The 25,251-nt window shown below is 71.2% G+C and carries 21 protein-coding genes; 15 read left to right on the top strand and 6 right to left on the bottom strand.

All coding sequences use genetic code 11. The features are described from left to right. Positions 1-231 precede the first annotated feature (231 nt). Both ACWIFB_RS16155 and ACWIFB_RS16150 read right to left on the bottom strand, forming a co-directional pair. Entirely contained in the window at positions 232-918 is a 687-nt protein-coding gene (locus tag ACWIFB_RS16155; RefSeq protein WP_452099216.1) for a TIGR03089 family protein, read from the bottom strand. 25 nt (positions 919-943) lie between these two features. Then, positions 944-2,509, bottom strand: coding sequence for an LCP family protein (locus ACWIFB_RS16150; protein ID WP_452099217.1), 1,566 nt, complete (start codon positions 2,507-2,509; stop codon positions 944-946). 128 nt (positions 2,510-2,637) lie between these two features. On the opposite strand from ACWIFB_RS16150, the gene ACWIFB_RS16145 reads away from it, so the two are divergent. Both ACWIFB_RS16145 and ACWIFB_RS16140 read left to right on the top strand, forming a co-directional pair. Next, positions 2,638-3,516, top strand: coding sequence for a glycosyltransferase family 2 protein (locus ACWIFB_RS16145; RefSeq protein ID WP_454058772.1), 879 nt, complete (start codon positions 2,638-2,640; stop codon positions 3,514-3,516). 82 nt (positions 3,517-3,598) lie between these two features. Continuing rightward, complete coding sequence (locus tag ACWIFB_RS16140) at positions 3,599-4,711, top strand: mannose-1-phosphate guanylyltransferase (protein WP_372459561.1); 1,113 nt, start codon at positions 3,599-3,601, stop codon at positions 4,709-4,711. A 236-nt stretch (positions 4,712-4,947) separates the two neighbouring features. Here the strand turns inward: ACWIFB_RS16140 and ACWIFB_RS16135 are convergent, their stop codons facing one another. After that, positions 4,948-6,477: a coenzyme F420-0:L-glutamate ligase gene (locus ACWIFB_RS16135; RefSeq protein WP_454058771.1), complete on the bottom strand. Its 1,530-nt coding sequence runs from the start codon at positions 6,475-6,477 to the stop codon at positions 4,948-4,950. Continuing rightward, positions 6,474-7,559 (bottom strand): 2-phospho-L-lactate transferase CofD family protein, encoded by a 1,086-nt coding sequence (locus tag ACWIFB_RS16130; protein WP_452099222.1) that lies wholly within the window; start codon positions 7,557-7,559, stop codon positions 6,474-6,476. Before ACWIFB_RS16130 ends, ACWIFB_RS16135 begins: the two co-directional genes overlap by 4 nt. A gap of 337 nt (positions 7,560-7,896) precedes the next feature. Between ACWIFB_RS16130 and ACWIFB_RS16125 the strand changes: the two genes are divergently transcribed. Continuing rightward, the gene (locus ACWIFB_RS16125) at positions 7,897-8,208 is read left to right on the top strand and encodes a WhiB family transcriptional regulator (protein WP_230930249.1); all 312 of its coding nucleotides are present in this window, start codon (positions 7,897-7,899) and stop codon (positions 8,206-8,208) included. A gap of 128 nt (positions 8,209-8,336) precedes the next feature. Here the strand turns inward: ACWIFB_RS16125 and ACWIFB_RS16120 are convergent, their stop codons facing one another. Beyond that, positions 8,337-8,858 carry a metallopeptidase family protein gene (locus ACWIFB_RS16120; RefSeq protein WP_372459564.1) on the bottom strand — a complete coding sequence of 174 codons (522 nt, stop codon included), beginning with the start codon at positions 8,856-8,858 and terminating at the stop codon, positions 8,337-8,339. A 189-nt stretch (positions 8,859-9,047) separates the two neighbouring features. Between ACWIFB_RS16120 and ACWIFB_RS16115 the strand changes: the two genes are divergently transcribed. The 12 genes from ACWIFB_RS16115 to secA all read left to right on the top strand — a co-directional run bounded on the left by ACWIFB_RS16115 (position 9,048) and on the right by secA (position 24,556). Continuing rightward, positions 9,048-9,524, top strand: coding sequence for a DUF3499 domain-containing protein (locus ACWIFB_RS16115; protein ID WP_452099223.1), 477 nt, complete (start codon positions 9,048-9,050; stop codon positions 9,522-9,524). Between the two features lie 86 nt (positions 9,525-9,610). Beyond that, positions 9,611-10,987, top strand: a complete 1,377-nt coding sequence (locus tag ACWIFB_RS16110; RefSeq protein WP_454058770.1) for a phosphomannomutase/phosphoglucomutase — start codon at positions 9,611-9,613, stop codon at positions 10,985-10,987. Continuing rightward, positions 10,980-12,074 carry a hypothetical protein gene (locus tag ACWIFB_RS16105; protein WP_452099225.1) on the top strand — a complete coding sequence of 365 codons (1,095 nt, stop codon included), beginning with the start codon at positions 10,980-10,982 and terminating at the stop codon, positions 12,072-12,074. Before ACWIFB_RS16110 ends, ACWIFB_RS16105 begins: the two co-directional genes overlap by 8 nt. A 7-nt stretch (positions 12,075-12,081) precedes the next feature. Continuing rightward, entirely contained in the window at positions 12,082-13,299 is a 1,218-nt protein-coding gene (gene manA, locus ACWIFB_RS16100) for a mannose-6-phosphate isomerase, class I (protein ID WP_454058769.1), read from the top strand. 80 nt (positions 13,300-13,379) lie between these two features. Next, positions 13,380-14,846, top strand: coding sequence for an adenosylhomocysteinase (gene ahcY / locus ACWIFB_RS16095; RefSeq protein ID WP_452099227.1), 1,467 nt, complete (start codon positions 13,380-13,382; stop codon positions 14,844-14,846). Between the two features lie 32 nt (positions 14,847-14,878). Continuing rightward, positions 14,879-15,517, top strand: a complete 639-nt coding sequence (locus ACWIFB_RS16090) for a dTMP kinase (RefSeq protein WP_452099228.1) — start codon at positions 14,879-14,881, stop codon at positions 15,515-15,517. A 198-nt stretch (positions 15,518-15,715) separates the two neighbouring features. After that, positions 15,716-16,396 carry an MtrAB system response regulator MtrA gene (gene mtrA / locus ACWIFB_RS16085; RefSeq protein ID WP_269075066.1) on the top strand — a complete coding sequence of 227 codons (681 nt, stop codon included), beginning with the start codon at positions 15,716-15,718 and terminating at the stop codon, positions 16,394-16,396. Then, positions 16,393-18,120: an MtrAB system histidine kinase MtrB gene (gene mtrB, locus ACWIFB_RS16080; RefSeq protein WP_454058768.1), complete on the top strand. Its 1,728-nt coding sequence runs from the start codon at positions 16,393-16,395 to the stop codon at positions 18,118-18,120. Before mtrA ends, mtrB begins: the two co-directional genes overlap by 4 nt. Beyond that, the gene (locus tag ACWIFB_RS16075) at positions 18,117-19,856 is read left to right on the top strand and encodes an LpqB family beta-propeller domain-containing protein (RefSeq protein ID WP_452099230.1); all 1,740 of its coding nucleotides are present in this window, start codon (positions 18,117-18,119) and stop codon (positions 19,854-19,856) included. Before mtrB ends, ACWIFB_RS16075 begins: the two co-directional genes overlap by 4 nt. A gap of 7 nt (positions 19,857-19,863) precedes the next feature. After that, complete coding sequence (locus ACWIFB_RS16070; protein ID WP_452099231.1) at positions 19,864-20,688, top strand: ComF family protein; 825 nt, start codon at positions 19,864-19,866, stop codon at positions 20,686-20,688. Positions 20,689-20,914: 226 nt separating this feature from the next. Next, on the top strand, positions 20,915-21,601 hold the full coding sequence (gene hpf, locus ACWIFB_RS16065) for a ribosome hibernation-promoting factor, HPF/YfiA family (RefSeq protein ID WP_454058767.1): 687 nt from the start codon (positions 20,915-20,917) through the stop codon (positions 21,599-21,601). A gap of 183 nt (positions 21,602-21,784) precedes the next feature. Then, entirely contained in the window at positions 21,785-24,556 is a 2,772-nt protein-coding gene (gene secA, locus ACWIFB_RS16060; protein ID WP_452099327.1) for a preprotein translocase subunit SecA, read from the top strand. Positions 24,557-24,575: 19 nt separating this feature from the next. On the opposite strand, the gene ACWIFB_RS16055 is transcribed toward secA, so the two are convergent. Continuing rightward, complete coding sequence (locus tag ACWIFB_RS16055) at positions 24,576-25,184, bottom strand: hypothetical protein (protein ID WP_454058766.1); 609 nt, start codon at positions 25,182-25,184, stop codon at positions 24,576-24,578. Positions 25,185-25,251 lie beyond the last annotated feature (67 nt).

Raw genomic sequence — 25,251 nt, 5'->3', positions numbered from 1 at the left:
CGTGGCTGTGGCACCGATTGGCGCACTAATTTTCATGCAAACTCCGATCCCCGAATCCGCGACCAACTGTCCAAGAACAGCTTGGCAACAAACGCATTCGGGTAGCGGATCGCGACGCAGGGTAGCGGCTTCCGGCATTTCGGGGCAGTGCGAGCGCGGCGGGCGACCTCAGCGGCGTGGAATCACCCGGCCGGGGCGGGGATCAGGGTCGCGGACGTCCGCCGGGTGGCCTCAGAGCGTCAGCGTGGTGCGTTCGGTGGCGGCCACGTCGGCGACGCCGTCGTCGTCGGCCCCGGCACCGGTGACCAGCACGGCGGTGCCACCGGAGGCGAAGACCCGGGCGAGCACCGACACGATGTCGGTGCGGTCCGGGCCGGGCACGAGGACGCGCGCAGCGAGCTCCGTGTCGACCAGATCGGCCAGGGCGGCGCCGTCGAGTGCGAGAGCGCCACCGCCGGAGGGGACGAACGCGTCGGGGTGGATGCGGCACGCCTCGGCGAGGTCGGTAACGCCGGGCGGCACGTCGACGCCGGCCGCCGCGAGCGGCCGCCCCATCGGGTCGGTGGTCATGAGGAGAGTCTCGAGGTCCGCGGGGTGGCGGTCGAGGCGGTCGGGGGTGGTGATGACGACGACGGCGTCGTCGGCGTCCCGCGTGCAGACCTCGGCACCCGCCCACCACGCTCCGAGCAGGACGCCGGCGGTCAGCCAGTGGGCCGGGAGGTCGCACACGATCCGTTCGCCCGGCATCACACCGATCTCGTCGCGGAGCAGTCCCGCGATCTTGGCCGCCCAGTTGGCGGTGGACGTGACCGACAGCTCGATCCGGGAGGGCGCCGCGAGGTCGTAGTGCGTGATCATCGGCGCCCCCGGATCGGCGGCGAGGAGCGGCTGGAAGACGGTGTCTGCGGCGGTGTTCACTCGGGGGCCTCCGGGGCTCGGCGGGTCAGTTGACGCAGGGGACGTCCGTTCCACCTGCATCGAAGGTGGGCCGCTGTGCGATCGACGGCGGCAGCGGGGCGTACGTGGTGGTGGCGGGGGAGGCAGACTCGATGCCCGCGGCCTCGCCGGTGGGGCCGCTGTAGTCCTCTGCCAGGACCACCCGGACCGCGCCCGCGGGGATGGCGGGGTCGACCTGGACGGGCAGTCCGCCGAGTGCGTCGGAGACGGCGAACGCGGCGGCGTCGCCGGCGGACGGGGCCGCGACGTGCGAGGTGTAGGCGGCGGCCGGGTCGGTCAGCAGCTCGCCCGGGGCGTAGCCGAGCTCGGCCAGCGATCCGGACACGCGCGAGGCCAGACCGTCGATGGCGGTGGTGTTGACGACGGCCACGGACACCTCGGCGGGGTCGAGGCCGGGGGGCACGGCCGCGGAGGTCTCCTCCTCCACGGCATCGTTCTCGCCCTCGCCGCTGGCGAATCCGGCCACGAACTCGGTGACCTGCTCCGGGTCGGCGGTGACGATGGACTCGCCCCACTCGGTGACCGAATCGATGCTGGTGACCGGGATGGTCTCGAAGCGGACGCTGCCGCCGCTGATGTCCTTGAGCTTGAGCGCGAAGTCCACGAAGTCCCAGTTCTCGTCGATCACGAACGAGCGGCGGGCGGCATCGATGAGCGCGCCGAGCTTGGTGGGGTCGGCGAGCGTACCGGCGGACAGGGTCTTCTTGACCAGCTGCGACATGAACGCCTGCTGGCGGACGATCCGGTCGAGGTCGCCCGCGGGAAGGTCGTGGCGCTGGCGGACGAAGCTCAGCGCATCCGACCCCGAGATCGTCTGGACGCCGGCGTGGAAGTTCGCGCCGGACAGCGGCTCGTCGACGTCGGTGTTCAGGCATACCGGGACCCCGCCGACCGCGTCGGTGAGCAGGACGAAGCCCAGCAGCCCGATCTCGGCGTAGTGGTCGGCCCGTACCCCGGTGAGATCCTCGACCGCGCTGATGAGGCCGTTCCGGCCGTCCTGGACCGCGGCGCGCTGGTCGTCCTCGGTGAGCGCGCCGTCCGGGTTCGAGGCCACGGCTTCGGCGAGCGAGGCCTCCTTGGAGGCCCCGTAAACGCCGTTGATCTTGCTCGGGCCGATCGTGCTGGTCTCCACGTACACATCGCGCGGGATGGAGATCGCGGTGGCGGAGCTGCCGTCCTCGGGGATGCGCACGAGCAGGATGGTGTCGGTGTTCTCGCCGTCCTCCTCGCCGGTCCGGATCGTGGCGAGCTCCTCCTGGCTCAGCGGGTTGCCCTGAGCGTCGGTCCGGTTGTCGGTGCCGACCAGCAGGATGTCGACGGCGCCGTCGAGACCACCGTCTCCCACCTCGAGCCCGCCGGCCGATGACAGGTCGGAGCTGAGGCCGTTGAACAGGGACCACCCGATACCGGTGACCACGAGGCAGAGGACCGCGACGATCGAGGCGACCGCCCGGGCGATGCGCGCGGGCACGGGGCTCGGGGGCGTGGCCCGCCGTCGGCCCTGCGCCCGGCCGGGGGCGCGACGGGGCGTCGCTGGCTGCTCGGCGCTCATCCACCGTCCTTGTCGTCGAGGTCGTAGATTCTGAGCGCGCCAGAAAGTCGGCGGCTCAAGATTTCCCCACGTTACCGCGCCGCGCGCCGGGCGTCGGAATCGGAGGCGCTCGCCGTAGGGTGTTTCGCGTGACGAGCCGACTACCCGTCGTGACGGTGACCTATTCTCCCGGCGACCATCTCCGCGCCTTCGTCGACACGTTGCCCGCTGCCACCGGGCGCCCTGTGGGGCTGGTGATGGCCGACAACGGATCGACGGACGGTGCGCCCGAGGCGGTGGCCGCCGAGTACGACTTCGCCGAGTTCTTCCCGACCGGTGGGAACCTGGGATACGGGACAGCCATCAACCGCGCGGTGACGGAGATCTCCCGGCGCCCCGAGGAGTTCGACCAGGAGTTCGTCCTCGTCGTCAACCCGGACGTGACCTTCGAGCCCGGCTGCGTGGACGAGCTGTTGGCCGCCGTCCGGCGTTGGCCGCGCGGGGCGGCATTCGGCCCGCGCATCGCCGAGACCGACGGTTCGGTCTACCCGTCGGCGCGGTCGGTGCCGACTCTGGGCGGCGGGATCGGGCACGCCGTGCTCGGTCCGGTGTGGCCGGGCAACCCGTGGACGTCGCGATATCTCGCCGATCAGGACATGTCGACGGAGCGGGCCGCCGGCTGGCTGTCCGGGTCGTGCCTGCTGCTTCGCCGGTCCGCCTTCGACGCCCTCGGAGGTTTCGACGAGCGCTACTTCATGTATCTGGAGGACGTCGACCTGGGGGACCGGCTCGGGCAGGCGGGCTGGCAGAACGTCTACGTGCCGTCGTCGGTCATCCACCACGACCAGGGTCACGCGGCGAAGTCCGTGCCGGAGTTCACGCTCCGCGCCCATCACCGCAGCGCCTACCTGTTCCAGGCGGACCGGCACCCACATGCATGGCAGGCGCCGATACGCTGGGCCCTCAAGGCGGGGCTGGAGCTCCGGTGCCGCCTCGCGATCCGATCCGCCGAGCGCGCCCTGCGCTAGCGGGCCGGACCTCAACGACACGAACCGGCCCGCCGGGACCGCAGCTGCGCGTCCCCGGGCCCACGACAGCGGGAGCAGACACGTGACCTCGACGATCTCCGGGAGCGCCGCGGACGACGACCTCATCGCGGACACCGAGGCGGTGGTGCTGGTGGGCGGCAAGGGGACCCGCCTGCGGCCCCTGACCATCTCGGCGCCCAAGCCGATGCTGCCCACCGCGGGCCTGCCGTTCCTCACGCACTTGCTCTCGCGGATCCGGGCCGCCGGCATCCGTCGCGTGGTGCTGGGCACCTCGTTCAAGGCCGAGGTCTTCGAGGAGCACTTCGGGGACGGCTCGGAACTCGACCTGGAGATCTCGTACGTGGTGGAGACCGAACCGCTGGGCACCGGCGGCGGTATCCGCAACGTGCTGGCCGAGCTCTCCGCGTCCACCGTCATGGTCTTCAACGGCGACGTCCTTGGTGGCACCGACCTGCGGCAGGTCCTCGACCTGCACCACGCCAAGAACGCCGACCTGACGATGCACCTGGTCCGTGTCTCCGACCCGCGGGCGTTCGGTTGCGTCACCACCGACGACGACGGCCGGGTCCAGGAGTTCCTCGAGAAGACCCAGGATCCGCCGACCGACCAGATCAACGCCGGCTGCTACGTCTTCCGTCGCGAGATCATCGAGCAGATCCCCGAGGGGATCCCGGTCTCGGTCGAGCGCGAGACGTTCCCGCAGCTGCTCGCCGAGGACAAGCGCGTGTACGGCTTCGTCGACTCGGCCTACTGGCGCGACATGGGCACGCCCGAGGATTTCGTCCGCGGCTCGTCGGATCTGGTGCGCGGCATCGCGCCCTCGCCGGCGCTCGAGGGCCACGAGGGTGAGGCGCTCGTGCACGAGGGCGCCGGGATCGGTGCCGGGGCCGTGCTCGTCGGCGGGACCGTGGTGGGCCGTGGGGCGGAGATCGGCGCGGGAGCTCGGCTGGACGGCGCGGTCGTGTTCGACGGCGCCAAGATCGAGGCCGGAGCGACCGTCGAGCGCTCGATCATCGGGTTCGGTGCACGCATCGGTCATCGTGCGCTCGTCCGCGACGGAGTGATCGGTGACGGCGCCTCGGTGGGCGCCCGCTGCGAGCTCCTGCGCGGGGCCCGGGTGTGGCCGGGTGTGGAGATCCCGGACGGCGGGATCCGGTACTCGACCGACATGTGATCGAGCCGTCCGGCCAGCCTCGCCAGTCAACCCTGTCCGCCCGGCCAGCCCTGTCTGCCCGGCCAGCCCGGCCAGCCCCGCCGACGCCGCCTATCGGATAGCGCGCCACCTACCGGATTGCGCAGGTGGCGAGACATTGCATAGGCGGCGTGGGTCTAGGGCGAGGTCTGGGGTAAGGGCCGTGGCTGGGGCCGAGCCGGGCGGAGGTCCGGCCCGGCCCGTGTACTGCTGCCGACTCACCCGATCGTCAGATACGCGTCCCCGGCGGGCCTGGGCACACGGGGCGTCACCGGCTCGGCCGGCACCCCCACGGCAACGGCGCCGAGCGGCCGCCACGACTCCGGGACGGCCAACTCGCGGCGGGTGGTGTCGGCGGCGAAGATCGTCGACCCGATCCAGCACGAGCCCAGACCGCGGGCGGCCAGCGCCACCAGCAGCGACTGCACCGCGGCGCCGCCGGCCACGGTGAACATCGTCTCCTCGCAGGCGTTGCGGCGCTCGTCGGGGTAGTCGTGCGCGCCGGCGGCGTCGTCGACGAACGGCACGATCAGCTCGGGACAGGTGCGCAGGAGGTCGCCGCGCCCCAGCCGGCGGACGAGCACCTCGCCGGTGTGCCCCTCGGCCCGCAGATCGCGCTCCCAGTCCTCGCGCAGCGCGTCGAGCAGCCGCGTGCGCGCCTGCCCGGTCACGCGCACGAACCGGATCGGCGTGCTGTGGTGCGGCGCCGGCGCGGTCAGCGCGTCCCTCACGGCCTCGGCGAGCAACTCGGCGTCGACGGGCTCGTCGGCGAAACTGCGGACCGAGCGGCGCGCGGGAACGGCCTCTCGCCGCCCCTGCGCGAGCGCCTCGGTGGTGCCCAGCCGGAACAGGTCGAACTCGCCGTCACGCACGAGGTCCCGCGCCCGCCGGGGGATGTCGACGTCGTCGTCGTCGTGGGGTCCGGCACCGCTCCCGGCCGCACCGCTTCCGACCGCCCCGCTCCCGACCGCACCATTCCCGCCCACATCGGCACCGTCGGCACCACGCGCGGCGCCGGCGCCCTCGTCGTCGAGCATGAGGTGCGCAAGGCCGCGCACCACGGCGACCGGCCGCCCGCCCAACTTGCCCTTGACCAGGTCGGCGGCCGCCGCGACCTCGTCGGCCACGGCCACGTCGGTCACCAGCAGTTCGTTGCCCTGGCGGTCCACGGCGCCGTCGTAGCCCACCGACACCCGCATCCCCGCCGCGCCGATCGCCAGGTCGATCTGGCCGGTACGCCACGCGCGACCCATGGTGTCGGTGACGATCACCGCCACGCGCGCGCCGGTGAGGCGGCGCAGGTCCGCGGCGAGTGCGCGGGCGGAGGCGTCGGGGTCCTCGGGCAGGAGCGCCAGTTCACCGGCCTCGACGTTGGAGCCGTCGACGCCCGCGGCGGCCTGCACGATCCCCAGCTTGTTCTCGGTGATGAGCGTGCGGTTGACGCGAGCCACCACGCGCACGGACTCGTCCTCCACGAGGCGCCGCCGGAGGGCGTCGCGCTCAGCCGGGTCGGTGGGGGCGGCCACGATCCGCCCCTCGGTCTTGGACAGGACCTTGGAGGTCAGGACCACCACGTCGCCGTCGGTCAGTCCGTGCGGGTCCGCGGTGAGGGACTCGGCGAGGATCCGCGCGAGGTCGTCGCCGGGGCGGAACTCGGGCAGCCCGTCCGGGGCCCACATCGTGACGTCGGAGGGCGCGGCGTGCTCCGCCGTCCAGCGTCGGATCTCGGGGATCGCGTCGTCGGTCACCGTGCGGCCCGCCCGGGCACCTCGAGGCCGGCCAGGCGGATCGCGGCGGCGAGCATCTCGGCGGTGGCCTCGGGGTCCGTCATGAGGAGCGGTGCCTCGGTGACGGGGACGCCGTCGACGTCCACGACCCCGGTGTCCGCACCCTCGGGGCCGTCGCCGGGGGCGACCAGCCAGCCGTCGAGGAGGCCCGTGCCCGCGCGCGCGCCGAAGTGGCGGGCCACGGCCAGGGCATCGGTCTCCACGCCGATCGCGGTCAGACACGCGTCGCCCATGCCGCGCAGGACCGCACCGCCGATCACGGGGCTCACGCCGACGACCGGGGCCGAGGTGGCGCGCAGCGCGGCGCGGATCCCGGGGACCGCGAGGATCGCGCCGACGGAGACCACGGGGTTGGAGGGGGCGACGACGACGAGGTCCGCGCTCTCGATCGCCTCCAGCGTCTCCGGGGTGGGGCGGGCCTTGTCGGCTCCGATGTGGACGAAGCCGGACGCGGGCAGCTGCGCCCTGTGCTTGACCCACCACTCCTGGAAGTGGATCGCGCGCGGGCCGGCGGCCGGGGCGGCCCCGTCGGTCGAGTCATGCGCGGGCGTGGATCCCGCTCCGGCTTCCTCCGGGCCGTCGGTGACCACGACGTGCGTCTCGCAGCGCTCGTCCGACACGGGCAGGAGGGCGACCCCGGGGGACCAGCGTGTGCACAGGGCCTCGGTCACGTCGGTGAGCCGGTAGCCGGCGCCGAGCATCTGGGTGCGGACGAGGTGCGTGGCCAGGTCCTTGTCGCCGAGGCCGAACCAGTCCGGCTGCACACCGTAGGCGGCGAGCTCGTCGCGGCAGTTCCATGTCTCGCCGGCGTGGCCCCAGCCGCGCTCGGTGTCGATCCCGCCGCCGAGGGTGTACATGCAGGTGTCGAGGTCCGGGCAGATACGGACGCCGTGCATCCACGCGTCGTCCCCGACGTTCACCACCGCGTCGATCCGGTGCGGGGAGTCCGTACGCGCGGCCACCTCGTCCAGTCCGAGAAGTCGGCGGGCGCCGAGCAGGAAACGGGCGCCACCGACGCCACCGGCCAGAACACAGATCCTCACAGCGCCCAAGGGTAGTGACCCGGCCCGACGGGGTGGTCGGCGCCGTGGGGGACGTGAGGTGCCGGGGCGGGCCGGCACGGCGAACCCGGTCCGAGAATCCATCGAATCGGATGCCGGAAGTGTCCCACGCCACACTTTAGACGGCGTGTCAGGGGGGACCGGGGGATGTGAGAAATGCTAGGTATCTCGGATTTCGCTTGACCCGGGCGGCTTGCATGTGTGTAATCACAGGTGTGTCATTCCCTGGTGGGTGACCCGAAGAACGCTCCGTTCGCGTCAGAGCGAATATTCAAACACCCAAGCAGTTCACCATGCGTATGCAGCTCACAACGAAGGGATGACCGTGGATCGACAGGCACGCACCGTGGCAGGACCCGACCTGGCCCTGGTCGACCTCGGCGTCCCCGGCCTGTTCGCTGAGGACGAGGAGGAGAGCTGGCAGGACCGCGCTCTCTGCGCCCAGACGGATCCCGAGGCGTTCTTCCCCGAGAAGGGCGGCTCCACCCGGGAGGCCAAGAAGATCTGCACCGGGTGCGAGGTCAAGGCGGAATGCCTCGAGTACGCGCTGGCCAACGACGAGCGATTCGGCATCTGGGGCGGCCTGTCCGAGCGCGAGCGGCGCCGGATCAAGCGCGAAGCCGTGATGTGATCCGCGTCGGCGAGTCCTCGCCGACCGGCGGCGTCGCAGCCGCCTGTTCCTGACCGTCCCGCGGGGCGGTCACCATTCATTTCGGCCCGGCCCTCCGACGATCGGCCACGGGCAGCCCGGCGCCTGCCCTAGGTGCGGTCGGGGCCGGCCTCGACCTCGTCGGGCGAGATCTCCAGATGCTGCGAGACCAGCTCGACGAGGACCGAGTACACGAGGTCGCGCAGGTCGTCGCCGTCAGGCGCGCGCCGGGTGAGTGGCTTCCGGAACAACACGAGTCGGGCGCGGGTCGGCTGCCCGCTGCGGTCCACCCCCGCGGGGACCAGACGGGCGAGGGGGACGTCGCCGTCCGCCACGACCTCCTCGGGCCATGTCTCCCCGGGGCGCAGTCGCATACGGGGCACCATGTCCACGGCCAGGTCGAGGTGAACCAGCTGGCTGTGCCAGTGCTGGTCGATCTCGGCGAAGGCCTCGAGGGCCGCCGCGTCGAACTCGGCCGAGCGGCTGCGCCACCGCGGGACCTCCGGCGGCAGGATGGGGCCACGGGGGCCGTGGCCGCGACGCTCGGCCCGGCGGGAGGTCACCACGCGGGGGCCGCTACGCCCCGGGTCGCCGGGGAAGTCCCGGACCGAGATCCGGCTGCCCGCGGCCACGTCGGTCTGGCCGGCGCCGGGGATGGCAGTCCCGGTCGGCGGCCGTCCGGGAATATGGGCGCTGGGAGTCATGGCGCGAGGATAGCGCCGTCCGCTCCCTGTCGGCCGGAGCGGACCGTGTGGATCGCCTCGGCGTGTCGGGCGGGTCGGGGGGTGCGTCGGCGTTCGTCGGGGCTACGCTGGGATCTCGTGAGTGAGAACCGTCGTTGCTGCCGCCCGGGATGTCCGAATCGTGCGGTCGCCACGCTCACCTACGTCTACGCGGACTCCACCGCGGTGGTCGGACCGCTGCCCGCGGTGGAGGAGCCACACGCGTGGGACCTGTGCGCCGCCCACGCCCTGCGCATCACCGCGCCTCGTGGTTGGGACCTGGTCCGGCACCCTGACATCGACACCTCCGCCGAGGACTCGGATCTCACGGCTCTCCTCGACGCCGTCACCGGCGGACCCGTCGGTGGTCGTCGCACCGGGGCCGCGCTCGTCGACGCCGAGCGCCTGCGGCGGTTGGGGGTGTCCGAGCCGGGCCCGCTGTTCCCGGACGACGCACCCGAGTTCCCGACCGGACGTCCTCACCTGCGCGTGGTTCCGGACGCCCCGGAGTCCGCGGGGAGTGCGGCGGGTGGGCCCGGCGACGACCCCGGGGAGCCGGGGCCGGGGATCGGTTGATCCCCGCCCGCGAGGCGGATCCGTCGGCGGATGCGCACGGGTAGTGTCGCGGGTGACATTCACCCGCCTCATCCCTGGAGCAGCACGTGGCACGCAGCGCCGAGTCCGTCCGAGCAGTCATCAAGGCCTACGACGTCCGTGGGATCGTCGGTGAGCAGATCGACGAGGATTTCGTCCGCGAGGTAGGCGGCTCCTTCGCGCGCCTCATGCGCTCGGAGGGGGCCGGCGCCGTCGTCGTCGGTCATGACATGCGGGACTCGTCCCCGTCGCTGTCGGCCGCATTCGCCGAGGGCGTCACCGCCCAGGGCCTGGACGTGGTGGTCATCGGTCTCGCCTCCACCGACCAGCTCTACTACGCCTCGGGACTGCTCGACTGCCCCGGCGCAATGTTCACCGCCAGCCACAATCCCGCCCGGTACAACGGCATCAAGCTGTGCCGCGCGGGCGCCAAGCCGGTGGGCCAGCAGTCCGGGTTGCAGGTCATCTCCGAGGAGGTGACAAGCGGCGTCCCCGCTTTCGAGGGAGCGGCCGGCACCGTGTCCGAGCGCGATGTCCTCGACGGGTACGGGGAGTACCTGCGCGGGCTGGTCGACCTCTCGGACATCCGGCCGCTCAAGGTGGCCGTGGACGCGGGTAACGGCATGGGCGGGCACACCGTCCCCGCCGTCCTGGGCGGGCTCCCGCTGGAGATCGTGCCCCTGTACTTCGAGCTCGACGGTAACTTCCCCAACCACGAGGCCAACCCGCTCGAGCCGGCCAACCTCGTGGACCTGCAGGCCCTGGTTCGCGAGAGCGGCGCCGACATCGGGCTGGCGTTCGACGGGGACGCGGACCGGTGCTTCGTCGTGGACGAGCGCGGTGAGCCCGTCGCCCCGTCGGCCATCACCGCCCTCGTCGCGGAGCGGGAGCTGGCCAAGGATCCCGGCGCCACGATCATCTACAACCTCATCACCTCCCACGCGGTGCCCGAACTGGTCGAGCGGCAGGGTGGCGTCGCAGTCCGTACGAGGGTGGGCCACAGCTTCATCAAGGCACAGATGGCCGACACCGGCGCGGTGTTCGGAGGCGAGCACTCGGCGCACTACTACTTCCGTGACTTCTGGGGCGCCGACTCCGGGATGTTGGCGGCGATGCACGTCCTTGCCGCGCTCGGCGGGCAGGACGGCACGCTCTCCGACCTCATGGCCGAGTACACGACCTATGCCGCCTCGGGCGAGATCAACTCGACCCTGAACTCCGCCGAGGCACAGGCCGAGCGGATGGAGGCCGTCGTGGCGACGTTCACCGACCGGGCCGTGTCCATCGACCGGCTCGACGGCGTGACCGTCGATCTGGGGGAGGGCACCTGGTTCAACCTGCGTGCCTCCAACACCGAGCCTCTCCTGCGACTCAACGCCGAGGCGCCGACCAGCGAGGGTGTCGGCGCGATCGTCGACGAGGTCCTCGCGATCGTCCGTGCCTGACCTGTCGAGCGATACCGGATCCGGCCGGATCGATCTCGACGACGCCGAAGCGCTCCGCGCGGCGGACGCGACCGGGGCACTTCTGCACGCCTCGATGGGGGGCGCGCAGGTCCGGACCGTCGCGACCGCGGTGGCGGCAGGGCTTCTCGACGAGCTCGACGGCGTGCGGCCCAGGGCGATGGTCTGGGTCGGTGGCCGGTCCGCGCGCGCCCGTCAGGCGGCCGACCTGGTCGTCGCGCTGACCGAGGCCGTGGGCGGCTCTGCCGTCCCGCCGCTCGTGGTGGCGCACAGCTTGCCCGCCTGGGTGGGTGCGCTCGACGTGGTCCTGGTCTCCGGCGATGACGCGGGGGATCCGGGGCTCGCCGCCGCGATCGACACCGCGGCCGGTCGTGGCGCCGCCGTGGTGGTGGACGTGCCCCGGGAGGGGCCGGTCGCGGAGTCCGGCCGGGGGCAGGCCATGTGGCTCGAGCCCCTGCCGTACCTGCCCCCGCATCGCGGGGTCCTGCGCCATGTCGCCGCCGGCATGGCGGTGCTGACCGCACTGGGCGCCCGGGGCCTGGATGTCACCGCCGCCGCCGACGCGATCGACGTCGAGCTCGAGAGTCTCGGCCCCGAACTCTCGACCCCGGTCAACCCGGCGAAGCTTCTCGCCACCACGGTCGCGGGACGGGACCCACTGGTGTGGGTCCACGCCGACGCGGTCTCGGAGGCCGTGTGCGCCCGCGCGGTCGCGGCGTTCTGCGACGCCGGCCGGGTCACCGCGTCGACCTCCGTCGCCGATGCGGTGCGAGCGCAGGCCGAGCGGGCCCAGGGCCGCCCGCCGGCGGATCCGCTGGCCAGCCTTTTCCACGACGACGAGCTGGACGGGCCGCGGGGTGACCTACCGGCGCGTCACCTCGGTATGGTGTTGAGCGCGGACGAGGACCTCGTCCGGCTGGCCGCGGGCCCGCTCGCGGATGTCGAGTGGATCACCGACCGTGGTCAGGACACGGTCGGCGATGCTCCGACCCCGTTGAGCGGAAAGGTGGCCGCGTTCATGGCCCGGACCGAACTGTCGGCCGCATATCTCCTGGTCGGGGGGCTGTAGGCCAGTGGTGGCACTCAGCCCGGTGGTCCAGGCATACGCCTGGGGCTCCCGGACCGCTCTCCCCGAGCTGTGCGGGACGGCCTCCCCGGCCCCGCACCCCGTCGCCGAGCACTGGTTCGGGGCCCACGACTCGGGCTCCTCGCTCTGCACCGACGGACGCGGTCTCGACGCCAGGATCGCCGCCGATCCGCGGGGCGAACTGGGGGACAGGGTCGTCGACGAGTACGGCGGGGGGCTGCCGTTCCTCGTCAAGCTGCTCTCCGCCGAGCAGGCCTTGTCTCTGCAGGCGCACCCGTCGCCGGAGCGGGCACGTGAGGGTTATGCGGCCGAGGACGCACGCGGGATCGCCCTGGACGCGAACAACCGCAACTACCGGGACGTCAACCACAAGCCCGAGATCCTGGTCGCGCTGACCGAGTTCCACGCCCTCGTCGGCTTCCGGCCCGTCGAGCGCACGATCGCCCTGTTCGACGCCCTGGACGTGGCTCTGCTCCGCCCCTATCGGGACATGCTGGCGGGTCAGCCGGATGCGGAGGGGCTGCGCGCTGTGTTCACGACCTTCGTGACGATGCCGCACCCGGCCCTCGCCGATGTCGTGTCGGACCTGGTCGGATGCGCTGTCGGCTATCTGTCCGCCCACGGGGTCGACGGTCCCTGGTCGCCCGTGGCCGCCACGGTCACCGAGCTCGCGGAGCGCTACCCCAGCGATCCCGGCGTGTTGGCGGCGATGCTGCTCAACCGGGTCAGCCTGCATCCCGGCGAGGCCGTCTACCTGGGCCCCGGCCAGCTTCACGCCTATCTGAACGGCGTCGGCGTGGAGGTCATGGCCAACTCGGATAACGTCCTGCGTGGTGGCCTGACGCCCAAGCACGTGGACGTCCCCGAGCTCATGCGGGTGCTCGAGTTCACCCCGCTGCCCGACCCCACGGTGCAGCCGACGCCCGTGGACCGCGGCATCCCCGGCGAGGTCGACTACCCCACGCCGGAACCCGATTTCGCCCTGTCGCGTATCGACCTTCCCGCCGGAACCGAGTCGGTGTGGTGGCGGCCCGAAGGGCCTGAGGTGCTGTTGTGCACCTCCGGATCCGTCCGGGTCCACGACGGTGACTCGACCGAGATCCTCGGCGCCGGGGGCGCCTGCTGGGTGCCGGCGTCGGCGAACACCGTCACGCTGTCCGGTGCGGAGGGGGCCACGGTGTTCCGGACCCGCGTCGGGGACCGGTGACCGGACCACCGGCGCGGGAGGACTCCCGCTAGTGTGGTGCGGAAGTCTTCACAGAGATCGACAAGGAGCTGGTCGCACACATGTCCGCTGATCTGCAGGTGCAGTCCGTCAACGGTATCGAGTTCAAGGTGGCGGATCTCTCGCTCGCGGAGGCGGGCCGCAAGCAGATCCGTCTCGCGGAGCACGAGATGCCGGGTCTGATGGCGCTGCGCGAGGAGTACGCGACCGAGCAGCCGCTGGCCGGCGCCCGGATCGCCGGATCGATCCACATGACCGTCCAGACCGCGGTCCTCATCGAGACCCTCACCGCGCTCGGTGCCGAGGTGCGGTGGGCGTCCTGCAACATCTTCTCCACCCAGGACGAGGCCGCCGCCGCCGTCGTGGTGGGCCCGGAGGGCTCCCCCGAGGCGCCGGCCGGTGTGCCGGTCTTCGCCTGGAAGGGCGAGACGCTGGAGGAGTACTGGTGGTGCACCGAGCAGATCATGACCTGGCCGGGCGAGACCCCCAACATGATCCTCGACGACGGTGGCGACGCCACGATGCTCGTCATCAAGGGCACCGAGTTCGAGGCCGCCGGCGCCGTGCCGTCGGATGACGAGGCGTGGTCCGCGGAGGAGAAGGTCTTCCACGCGCTGCTGCGCGAGTCGGTCCCGGCGCACCCGGGCAAGTTCACGGCGATCGCCGAGTCGGTCCAGGGCGTGACCGAGGAGACCACCACCGGCGTGCACCGTCTGTACCACTTCCACAACGAGGGTGTGCTGCCGTTCCCGGCGATGAACGTCAACGACGCCGTCACCAAGAGCAAGTTCGACAACAAGTACGGCACCCGCCACTCGCTGCTCGACGGGATCAACCGCGGCACCGACGCCCTGATCGGCGGCAAGAAGGCCCTGGTCTGTGGCTACGGTGACGTGGGCAAGGGCTGCGCCGAGGCGCTCGCCGGCCAGGGCGCGCGCGTCCAGGTCACCGAGGTCGACCCGATCAACGCCCTGCAGGCGCTCATGGACGGCTTCGACGTGGTCACCGTCGATCAGGCGATCGCCGACGCCGACATCGTCATCACCGCCACCGGCAACAAGGACATCATCACCTTCGAGCACATGAAGGCGATGAAGAACAAGGCCATCCTCGGCAACATCGGCCACTTCGACAACGAGATCGACATGGCCGGCCTCGAGTCCGCCGCCGACGTCACCCGGATCAACATCAAGCCGCAGGTCGACGAGTTCGTCTTCGAGGAGGACGGCCGTTCGATCATCGTGCTGTCCGAGGGGCGCCTGCTCAATCTCGGCAATGCCACCGGACACCCGTCGTTCGTGATGTCCAACAGCTTCTCCGATCAGGTCATCGCCCAGATCGAGCTGTTCACCAAGGCCGATCAGTACCCGGTCGGCGTGCACCTGCTGCCCAAGATCCTCGACGAGAAGGTCGCCCGGCTGCACGTCGAGGCGCTCGGCGGCACGATCACGCGCCTCGCCAAGGATCAGGCCGAGTACATCGGCGTGGACGTCGAGGGCCCGTACAAGCCCGAGCACTACCGCTACTGATCGACCGGATTCCGGACCGGGGGGCAAGGGCAGTGAACGGCAGGCTCGCCGTGATCGAAGGGCTGGACGGTGCGGGGAAGAACACCCTGACCACCGCGCTCGCCGAGGAGCTGACCGGCCGCGGACTCACGGTCGGCCGCCTGGCCTTCCCCCGCTACGGGACCCTGCATGCCGACCTGGCCGCCGATGCACTGCACGGAGGCCAGGCCGGCACCGCGGACTCCCCGCACGCGATGGCGCTGTTGTTCGCGATGGACCGCCACGCCGCGTCGGGGGAGTTGTCCGCCCTGGGCGAGGCCAACGATGTGGTCCTGCTGGACCGGTACGTGGCCTCCAACGCCGCCTACACCGCGGCCCGACTGGGCGCGGAGCGGGCCGATGAGGCCGTGGAATGGATCGGCGCGTTGGAGTTCGAGCGGCTCGGCCTGCCCGTCCCGGACCTCCAGATCCTGCTCGACACCCCGGTCGAGGTCGCCGCGGAACGGGCGGGCTCCCGCGAAGTGTCCGATCCGGGCCGCGCCCGCGATCGGTACGAACGCGACTCGACGCTGCAGGCCGACACGTCCCGGGCCTACCGGCGGCTCGCCGAGACCTCCTGGCGTTCGCCCTGGACGATCCTCGGGGCCGAGCCCGACGTACACGAGTTGGCCGACGTCGTCGTCGGACTCTAGATCCCCGCGGGTACTCCGGCGGCGCGAACACCGGCCGCCCCGGTCGGCAGTGGGCTCGTCTCGGAGGCCGAGCCGTGCCCACGTGGTGTCGGTCCGGGCGGGTAAGGTCTGTATGAGCAGGAACACGACCCGCGGAGCGTTCCGACGGTCGCGTGCGCCTGCCGCCCCGACACGATACGCCGACAACAAGTGGTGACAATGACCCCCAAGATCCTCGTCGTCGACGACGACGCCGCGCTGGCAGAGATGCTCACCATCGTCCTGCGGGGCGAGGGGTTCGAGACCGAGGTCGTCGGCGACGGCGTCCAGGCCAGTGAGACGTTCCGCGCTGCACAGCCCGACCTGGTGCTGCTGGACCTCATGTTGCCGGGCAAGAGCGGGATCGACGTGTGTCGGGAGATCCGCGCGGAGTCCCGCGTCCCGATCGTCATGCTCACCGCCAAGACCGACACGGTCGATGTGGTGCTGGGCCTGGAGTCCGGCGCTGACGACTACATAATGAAGCCGTTCAAGCCCAAGGAGCTGGTGGCCCGCATCCGGGCCCGGCTGCGGCGGGGCGAGGACGAGCCGAGCGAGGTACTGCACATCGGCGACGTGACGATCGACGTGCCCGCGCACACCGTCACCCGCGAGGGGACACCGATCCCGCTCACCCCGCTCGAGTTCGACCTGCTCGTGGAGCTTGCACGTAAGCCCCGACAGGTGTTCACGCGAGAGGTTCTCCTCGAGCACGTGTGGGGCTACCGCCACTCGGCGGACACCCGCCTGGTCAACGTCCACGTCCAGCGTCTGCGCGCGAAGATCGAGAAGGATCCGGAGAACCCCGAGGTGGTCCTCACGGTTCGTGGAGTCGGCTACAAGGCGGGCGCGGTCTCGTGACCGCCGCTCGCCCGGGCGACGCGGCGGCGTCCCCCGGGGACGAGCGCGACACCCGCGACCTGACGGACACGTCGCCGACCCTCCGCGAGAGGCTGGCGGACCTGGACCCAGGGGCGCTGGGGCTGCGGATCGCGCGGCTCTGGCGGCGCTCACTGCAGTTGCGCGTCGTCACCTCGACCCTGGCGTTGTCGATGGGCGTGATCCTGACGATCGCGTTCATGCTCCAGAGCCAGATGACCGCGCAGTTGCTGTCGACCAAACTCGACGCGGCCGTCGAACAGGCGGGCCGTCTGCGGCTCACGGTGGAGGCGCAGATCGCGGCCACCGACGAGGGCACCAGCGAACAGTCCAGGCTCGACCAGGCCCGCAGCGCGCTCGGCGAGCGCGGCTTGGCCTCCGGCGGGGACTCGGTCCACGCCGGCACCTTCGACCCGATACTCGTGATCCCCGACCAGACCGGCCGGGGGCAGGTCGTCAGCCCTGCCGGGGCCCAGGTCCCGCCGGAACTGCAGTCCCTCGTCCAGCGGGGCCGGATCGCCTCCCAGTACGTCACCATGGACTTCCGTGGCGAGCAGGTGAAGGCGCTGATCATCGGCACGCCCACCGACTCGTCGATCCCGGGGCTCGAGCTGTATCTCGTCTATCCGTTGATCGCCGAGGAACAGACGCTCGGGATCATGCGCGGCATCGTCGCCACCGCGGGGCTCGCCATCATCGTGCTGTCCGCGGCGATCGCCTGGATGGTCGCCCGACAGGTCGTCCTGCCGGTGCGGCAGGCCGCCTCGATCGCCCAACGTTTCGCCAACGGGCACCTCAAGGAACGGATGGTGATCCGCGGCGAGGACGACGTTGCGCGGCTGGCGATGGCGTTCAACGACATGGCACAGAGCCTGTCCGACCAGATCACCCAACTCGAGGAGTTCGGTGACCTGCAGAAGCGGTTCACCTCCGACGTCTCCCACGAGCTGCGCACCCCGCTGACCACCGTCCGCATGGCCGCCAGCATCATCTCCGACTCGGCGGAACACCTCGACGCGCCCACCAAGCGAGCGGTCGAGTTGCTCGAGTCGGAGCTCGATCGCTTCGAGAGCCTGCTCACCGATCTGCTCGAGGTCTCCCGCCACGACGCCGGCATGGCCGAGCTGTCGGTGGCCGAGATGGACGTGCGTAACGCCGTCCAGGACTCGGTCGAGACCGTCGCCCACATCGCCGAGTCCGCGGGGGTCGAGGTCGAGGTCGACATGCCGGACGATCCCGTCATCGCCGAGGTCGACTCGCGACGCGTCGAGCGGATTCTGCGTAACCTCATCGCCAACGCCCTGGACCACTCCGAATCGAAACCGGTCAAGGTGACGATGCGGATGTCCGACGCCGCGCTGGCGGTCTCGGTCCGCGACCGGGGCGTGGGACTCAAGCCGGGGGAGGAGGCCTTGGTCTTCAACCGTTTCTGGCGGGCCGACCCCTCGCGGGTACGCCGCTCCGGCGGGACCGGTCTGGGCCTGGCCATCGCGCTCGAAGACGCCAAGCTCCACGGTGGCCGACTGGACTGCTGGGGCAGCCCGGGCGAGGGCTCCTGCTTCCGACTCACCATCCCCAGGCAGCACGGCGGAACCCTGACGTCCAGCCCGCTGCCGCTGACGCCGGAGGACGAGGCGCGACAGATCCGGTCCGATTCGCCCACCCCGCTCGACCGTGTCCCCGGGACCGCGGACGGTGAGGGATGACCAGGGCCCGGCTGCTGTCCCTCCTGGTGGCGCTCGTGAGTGCGACCGGGTTGGTGGCGACGGGCTGTGCGACGCTGCCGTCGTCGTCGTCGCCCCAGGTCATCGACACCTTCGCCCCCTCCTCGCCCGACCTGTCGGTCCCCACGCCGGTGCCGGATCAGGAGCCCGACCTGTTGGTCCGCGACTTCATCAAGGCGGCGGCCATCGCCGACCAGCGGCACGCCGCCGCCCGCCAGTTCCTCACGCCGGAGGCAGCGGAGCAGTGGGACGACTCTGCCGAGACGACCATCGTGCTGCGCGCCGATCTCAGCGCCGAAGGCGGCCGCTCCGCCGACCGCGCCGAGTACACCCTGCGCGGTGAGAAGGTCGGCACACTCGACCCGGGCGGGATCTTCCGCGACGACACGGGGCAGGTCGAGGTGACCATCGGGCTCACCCGCACCGACGGGCAGTGGCGCATCGACGAGCTCCCGCCCGGCGTGGTGATCGAACGCACCGAGTTCTTCTCCACCTATGCCCAGCGTGAACTGTTCTTCCTCTCCGGCTCCGCCGACTCCCTCGTCCCCGACCCGCGCTGGACCGCCGCCGACCGCACCGATCTGGGGTACTCGCTCGTCAATCTGCTGGCCACCGGGCCCCGGCCGGCGTTGGACGGGGCGGTGCTCTCGCGGGTCCCGGACTCGGTGTCCGTCCGTCCGACCGAGTCCGCCGACGATGAGGATCAGCCCGGCACGACCATCGATTTCACCGGCCTTCCCGTGCTTAGCAGCCAGGCCACCACCCAGTTCGCGGCCCAGGTGGTCTGGACCCTCGCCAGATCGGACGTTCCCGGGCCCTATCGGCTCGAACGCGACGGCGCCCCGCTCGACGAGCGCTACGCCGAAGGCTGGACGACCGAGGACGTCCGCGATTTCGACCCCTACCCACCCGTCGAGCCCATGCGCTACGCCCTCACCGCCGCCGACGGCCTGGTGCGACTCGACGCAGGCGGCGCCCGCCCGGCCGACGGGCCCTGGTCCGCGGTCCGCGGGGGGCGGAGCGCCGCCATGTCGTATGACGGTCGCACCGTGGCCGTGGTGGCCGGGGACGTGCAGGCCGGACCCCGCCGCCTCATGGTGGGCGCGCTCGACGCGCAGCCCGTCGAGGCGATCAGCGCCCGCACGGTGGCCGGCCCGACCTTCCACCCCATCGACGGACGGGTCTGGGCGCTGGTCGACGGCACCCGCCTGGTGCGGATCGGGGTCGGCGGAGACGATCCGTCGATCCAGGAGATGGACGCACGACCGATCCTGGACCTCGGGTCCGGGGTGTCGGACCTGCGGATCGACCGATCCGGTGCCCGGATGGCCGTGGTCGCCGACGGCAAGGTGTTCATCGGCGCACTGTCGGATGAGACCGGGCAGCCGCTCGCCGGCTCGTTCCGCCAGATCGGTCGGACTCTGGGCGAGACCGTGACGTCGGTGGCCTGGCGTGACCGGTCGACCGTCGTGGTGGGACGCGATACCGCGGAGGCGCCGGTCGTGACGATCTCGGTCGACGGGGCGATCACCGAGCCGCTCTCGCAGCGCAACATCTCCGGCCCGGTCACCGACGTGGCCGCCGCCGGCCGCGAAGTGTATGCGGTGGACCAGCGCTCGCTCCTGCGCCTGGACACCGCCGCCGAGACCAGTGATCGCTACTGGCGCGAGATCAACGGGCTCGCCGCGATCCGCGCCGAGCCGGTGGTCGCCGGCTGATCCGGTCGTGTCCGATCCCGGCCTTCCAGGGGAGCCCGCGCGCCCCGGACGGTCCCACTCCGACACCATCCGCCGCGGTGCGGGCGGCGGGCAGGGCCGTCGTGGCTTCTCCTGGGGCGCCGCCCTGGCGGACCTCGTCGTCCCCCTGGAATGCGGCGGCTGCGGCAGGCCGGGGGAGCGGTGGTGCGCCGGCTGCGCGGAGACCCTCGCGGGGCCGCTGCTGCGGATCCGTACCCGCGCCGATCTGACGGCACCGGCCTGGGCGCTGGCACGGCACACCGGGGCGGCCGCCCACGCGGTCTCCGCCTACAAGGACCGGGGCCGGGCGGACCTGGCGCGGACGTTCGGTGCGGCGCTGGCTGTCGGCATCGATCGCCTTCGTGCAGCCGGGGAGATCGCGGAGGCCGGGGAACGTCCGGTGGTGCTGGTCCCCGCACCGGCGTCCGCGCGGGCCCGCCGCCGGCGCGGGTTCGACCACATGCGTGTGGTGGCGGACGCGGTGGCCGCCGATCTCGTCGGTTCGGTCCCCCCGGACACGGTGGCGGTGGCGCCCCTCCTCGAGGTGCGGGGGCGGGTGCGTGACGCCTCCGGGCTCGGTGCGCAGGCGCGCACGGACAACCTCGCCGGCCGGATCAGGCGCCGTCCCGCCGACACGGCGCTCCGGGCCTCGCCCGGGGCGCCCGAGACCGTCGCCGCACTGCTGTCCACCCCGGCGACGATCCTCGTCGTGGACGACGTGGTGACGACCGGGGCGACCGCGGCGGCGTGCGCGGCGGCGTTGGCATCCGGGGGGCTGAAGGTGGCCGGGGTGCTCGCGCTGACGGCCGCCTGACACCTCCGGTGCGCGACTTCTGCGGGACCCGCGGCCGACCTCCAGATGACCGGGTAGGGTGGGTGTCGGACGCGGTTCACCAGCACGTTCACTGTTATTGGTGGTTGGTGGGCCACGTCCGAGAGTGTCCACTCAGCCATGTGGGTTGACCCTTCGGCCGGTATTCCGGGCGGTGTCCGGGAGCGGCCGGAGTGGTCCACCGCAGGCCCGATGAGGAGGAGCTTCGATGGCGAAGACCCCCGCAGTCCTGCTTGACCCCGCCACCTTCGACGGTCCCACGACCGACGATCCCGGCACTCCGGACGCCCCGGTGACGATCAGGGGCCGGAATGTCGAGGTACCCGAACACTTCGGGGCCCGGATCAACGCGAAGCTCGCGAAGATCGAGAAGATCTCGCCGACGAACATCCAGCGTTTCGACGTGATCCTGTTGCACGAGAACAACCCGCGGTTGTCCAAGGTGAGTCAGCGCATCGAGATCACCGTCAGGGGCAAGAGCGGTGTCGCCCGTGCGGAGGCGGCCGAGGACACCTTCTACGGCGCTCTCGAGTCGGCGGTCGCCAAGCTCGAGCGCCAGATGCGTAAGGCGCGGACCCGGCGCAAGATCAGCCATCAGGGGCATCGCCGTCCGCAGTCGGTGGCCGAGGCGACCGCAGAGCTCGCCTCCGACGCGGCGCCGGCCGAGGTGCTCGACGAATACGCGGACGCGATCGAGCACGATGAGCAGCTACCCGGTCAGATCGTGCGCCGCAAGGAGCACGACAGCTCGCCGATGACCGTCGACGAGGCGTTGGAGAGGATGGAACTCGTGGGTCACGACTTCTACCTGTTCCGTGACTCCGAGTCCGGCCGCGCCACCGTCGTCTACCGGCGCCATGCGTTCGACTACGGTCTGATCACCCTGACCGAGTAAGAGGGCCGGCAACCCGCTGTCCGCACCGCACGGGGGCGGTCCGATCCGAAGGGACCGGACCGCCCTCGGCGTGTACGGACGGCCCGGAACACCTAGGATGTGCGAGGGACCGGTGTGGTAACACGCCGGTTCGTGAGAACCCCGACCACATCCCCGACCACGAGGACGTTCGAGACTGTGTCCATCCTTTCCAAGCTGCTCCGGGCCGGCGAGGGGCGAAAGCTCAAGAAGTACACCGCTCTCGCCGACTACGTGGACTCGCTCTCCGCTGACGTGGAGAAGCTGAGCGACGACGAACTCCGTGCGAAGACCGACGAGTTCAAGAGCCGGGTGGCCGAGGGTGAGACGCTCGACGCGCTACTGCCCGAGGCGTTCGCCGTCGCCCGTGAGGCGGCTTTCAGGGTGCTGGGCCAGCGGCCCTACAAGGTGCAGATCATCGGCGGCATCGTGCTGCACACCGGCGCCGTCGCCGAGATGAAGACCGGTGAGGGAAAGACGCTCACCTGTGTGCTGCCCGCCTACCTCAACGCGCTGTCCGGTGACGGCGTGCACGTGGTGACGGTCAACGACTACCTGGCCAAGCGTGACGCGGAGTGGATGGGGCGGGTTCATCGGTTCCTGGGCCTGTCCGTCGGCGCGATCCTCAGCGGCATGACCCCGGCCCAGCGTCGCGAGTCCTACAACGCGGACATCACCTACGGCACGAACAACGAGTTCGGCTTCGACTACCTGCGCGACAACATGGCGCACGACACCGCCGAGCTCGTCCAGCGCGGTCACAACTTCGCGATCGTCGACGAGGTCGACTCGATCCTCATCGACGAGGCGCGGACACCGCTCATCATCTCCGGCCCCGCCGACGGTTCGAGCAAGTGGTACGGCGAGTTCGCCCGCATCGCGCCGCTGCTCGAAGAGGGCACGCACTACGAGGTCGACCGCAAGAAGCGCACCATCGGTGTAACGGAGCCCGGCGTCGAGTTCGTCGAGGACCAGCTGGGTATCGACAACCTCTACGAGGCCGCCAACTCGCCGCTGGTGAGTTATCTGAACAACTCCATCAAGGCCAAGGAGCTGTTCACCAAGGACAAGGACTACATCGTCCGCGACGGCGACGTGATCATCGTCGACGAGTTCACCGGTCGCGTCCTGGACGGTCGCCGCTACAACGAGGGCATGCACCAGGCCATCGAGGCCAAGGAGCGGGTCGAGATCAAGGCCGAGAACCAGACGCTGGCCACGATCACCCTCCAGAACTACTTCCGGCTCTACGAGAAGCTGTCCGGCATGACCGGCACCGCCGAGACCGAGGCCGCCGAGCTGTACTCGATCTACAAGCTCGAGGTCATTCCGATCCCGACCAACCGCCCGATGGCCCGCCAGGATCAGGGTGACCTCATCTACAAGACCGAGGAGGCGAAGTTCGGCGCCGTCGTCGAAGACATCGCGGAGCGGGTGGAGAAGAAGCAGCCGGTGCTCGTGGGTACCGCTTCGGTCGAGCGCAGTGAGCACCTGTCCCGGCTGCTCACGCGCAAGGGGGTCAAGCACCACGTCCTCAACGCGAAGTTCCACGCCTCGGAGGCGCAGATCGTCGCGCAGGCCGGTCGCCCCGGTGCCGTCACCGTCGCCACCAACATGGCCGGCCGCGGTACCGACATCGTGCTCGGCGGCAACGCCGACATCATCGCGGATCTCAACCTCCGCGAGCGCGGCCTCAACCCGGTGGACACCCCGGAGGAGTACGAGGCCGCCTGGGATGAGGAGATCGAGCGCATGCGCGCGCTCACCAAGAAGGAAGCCGAAACCGTCCGCGAGGCCGGTGGCCTCTACGTACTGGGCACCGAGCGGCACGACTCCCGACGGATCGACAACCAGCTGCGTGGCCGCTCCGGCCGTCAGGGCGATCCTGGCGAGTCCCGCTTCTACCTGTCCCTCGGTGACGAACTCATGCGGCGCTTCAACGGCGCGGCCGTCGAGGCCATCATGAACCGGCTGAACCTGCCGGACGATGTCCCGATCGAGGCCCGGATGGTCTCGAACGCGGTGAAGAACGCCCAGACCCAGGTCGAGTCGCAGAACTTCGAGATCCGCAAGGACGTCCTGAAGTACGACGAGGTCATGAACCAGCAGCGCACCGTGATCTACAAGGAGCGCAAGCGGATCCTCGAGGGCGAGGACATCACCGACCAGGTCGAGTCGATGATCTACCAGGTGGTCAGCGCGTACGTCGACGGCGCGACCGCCGAGGGTTACGTCGAGGACTGGGACCTGGAGAAGCTCTGGGACGCACTCGGACAGCTGTACCCGGTGTCCATCAGTGCGGAGGACGTCCTCGACGGCGACGAGTACGGCGCCGCCGGTGACCTCAGCTCCAAGAACCTCCGGGACGCCGTACTGGACGACGTGTTCGCCCGCTACGACGAGCGCGAGGCCGAGATCGAGGGCATCGGCGGCGAGGGCGCGATGCGTCAGCTCGAGCGTTCGATCATGCTGCAGGTTCTCGACCGCAAGTGGCGCGAGCACCTGTACGAGATGGACTACCTCAAGGAGGGCATCGGCCTGCGGGCGATGGCCCAGCGCGATCCGCTCGTCGAGTACCAGCGCGAGGGCTACGACATGTTCTCCGGGATGATGGACGGGGTGCGCGAGGAGACCGTGGCGTTCCTGTTCAACGTCAAGGTCGAGGCCAACCAGCAGCGCAACACCGTGGCGGCGCCGTCCGCCACGCAGGCGGCCGCCCTGGCCGGCGCCAACCCGATCCTGCAGGCGGCAGGTACCGGCCGTGACGTCTCGGACGAGCAGATGCAGTTCTCGGGGCCGTCCGAGTCCGGAGACGCGGAGCTGGTCGACGAGTCCGGTGCGGGCAACCGCGCCGACCGTCGCGCCCAGGACAAGAAGGAGCGCGCCGAGCGACGCGAGCGTGCCGCCCGGTCGGCCGGCAAGGGGCGCAAGGACTGACCCCTGATCGCGCTCCGGGTCAGACCATCCGGAGCGCGACGCACGAGGCCCCTGTGGGGGTCACCCGGATGCGGGCCGCGACTGCGAACAGTCGCGGCCCGCGCGCGTATGTGGCGCAGACCTCGTAGTCGGTGGACCGGGGGTCCGCTTCGCCTCCGGCACCGCTACCGGCGTCGGCCGTGTGGCCCGCCCCGGTGCCCCCGTCCCCGGCCGGGGCGGGATCCACCCCGGCCGGGTGGATGTGGAGGCGATGGATGCGGGCGGGGCCCAGCTGCCTGCCGGGGACGCCCGTGCGCGCCAGAGTCCGCAACATCTCCACCAGGTGCTCCGGGAAGGCCCCGCGCATGTTGTTCGGTGAGCGTTTGCGGTCCACCACCTCGAGCGCCATGACCACCAGCGCGTGGGCCGACCGCCGGGCCGGGACGGGCACCCCGCGCTCCGGGGCCGGCCGCGGGCGCCTCGGCCGACTCCCGACCGGACGACCGGAACGGGCTCCCGGCGACGGTTCCGTGGAGGGGAGAGGGCGGACCCCGTCGTCGTCATAATCCTCGTCGACCCCGGGGCGGACACGGCGCTCCCGGGCGTCGATCCGCCCCGTTCCGGGCCGGGTCACCTGCGTCGCGGACATGTCAGCTCTGCTCCCTCCACCGCCGGACCGGGGACGGTCCGGCGTCGTCTAACCCCTATGACGGGCC

The sequence above is a fragment of the Dietzia sp. NPDC055340 genome (genome assembly GCF_053645335.1).
Note: the sequence above shows the minus strand (reverse complement) of the source record. Positions and strands in the feature narration are given on the sequence as shown.

Excerpts from the sequence above, each read along its gene's own strand:
- ACWIFB_RS16150 (WP_452099217.1), bottom strand. The coding sequence starts at position 2,509 with ATGAGCGCCGAGCAGCCAGCGACGCCCCGTCGCGCCCCCGGCCGGGCG.
- ACWIFB_RS16125 (WP_230930249.1), top strand. The coding sequence starts at position 7,897 with ATGACCGTGGATCGACAGGCACGCACCGTGGCAGGACCCGACCTGGCC.
- ahcY (WP_452099227.1), top strand. The coding sequence starts at position 13,380 with ATGTCCGCTGATCTGCAGGTGCAGTCCGTCAACGGTATCGAGTTCAAG.
- mtrA (WP_269075066.1), top strand. The coding sequence starts at position 15,716 with ATGACCCCCAAGATCCTCGTCGTCGACGACGACGCCGCGCTGGCAGAG.
- ACWIFB_RS16075 (WP_452099230.1), top strand. The coding sequence starts at position 18,117 with ATGACCAGGGCCCGGCTGCTGTCCCTCCTGGTGGCGCTCGTGAGTGCG.
- hpf (WP_454058767.1), top strand. The coding sequence starts at position 20,915 with ATGGCGAAGACCCCCGCAGTCCTGCTTGACCCCGCCACCTTCGACGGT.
- ACWIFB_RS16055 (WP_454058766.1), bottom strand. The coding sequence starts at position 25,184 with ATGTCCGCGACGCAGGTGACCCGGCCCGGAACGGGGCGGATCGACGCC.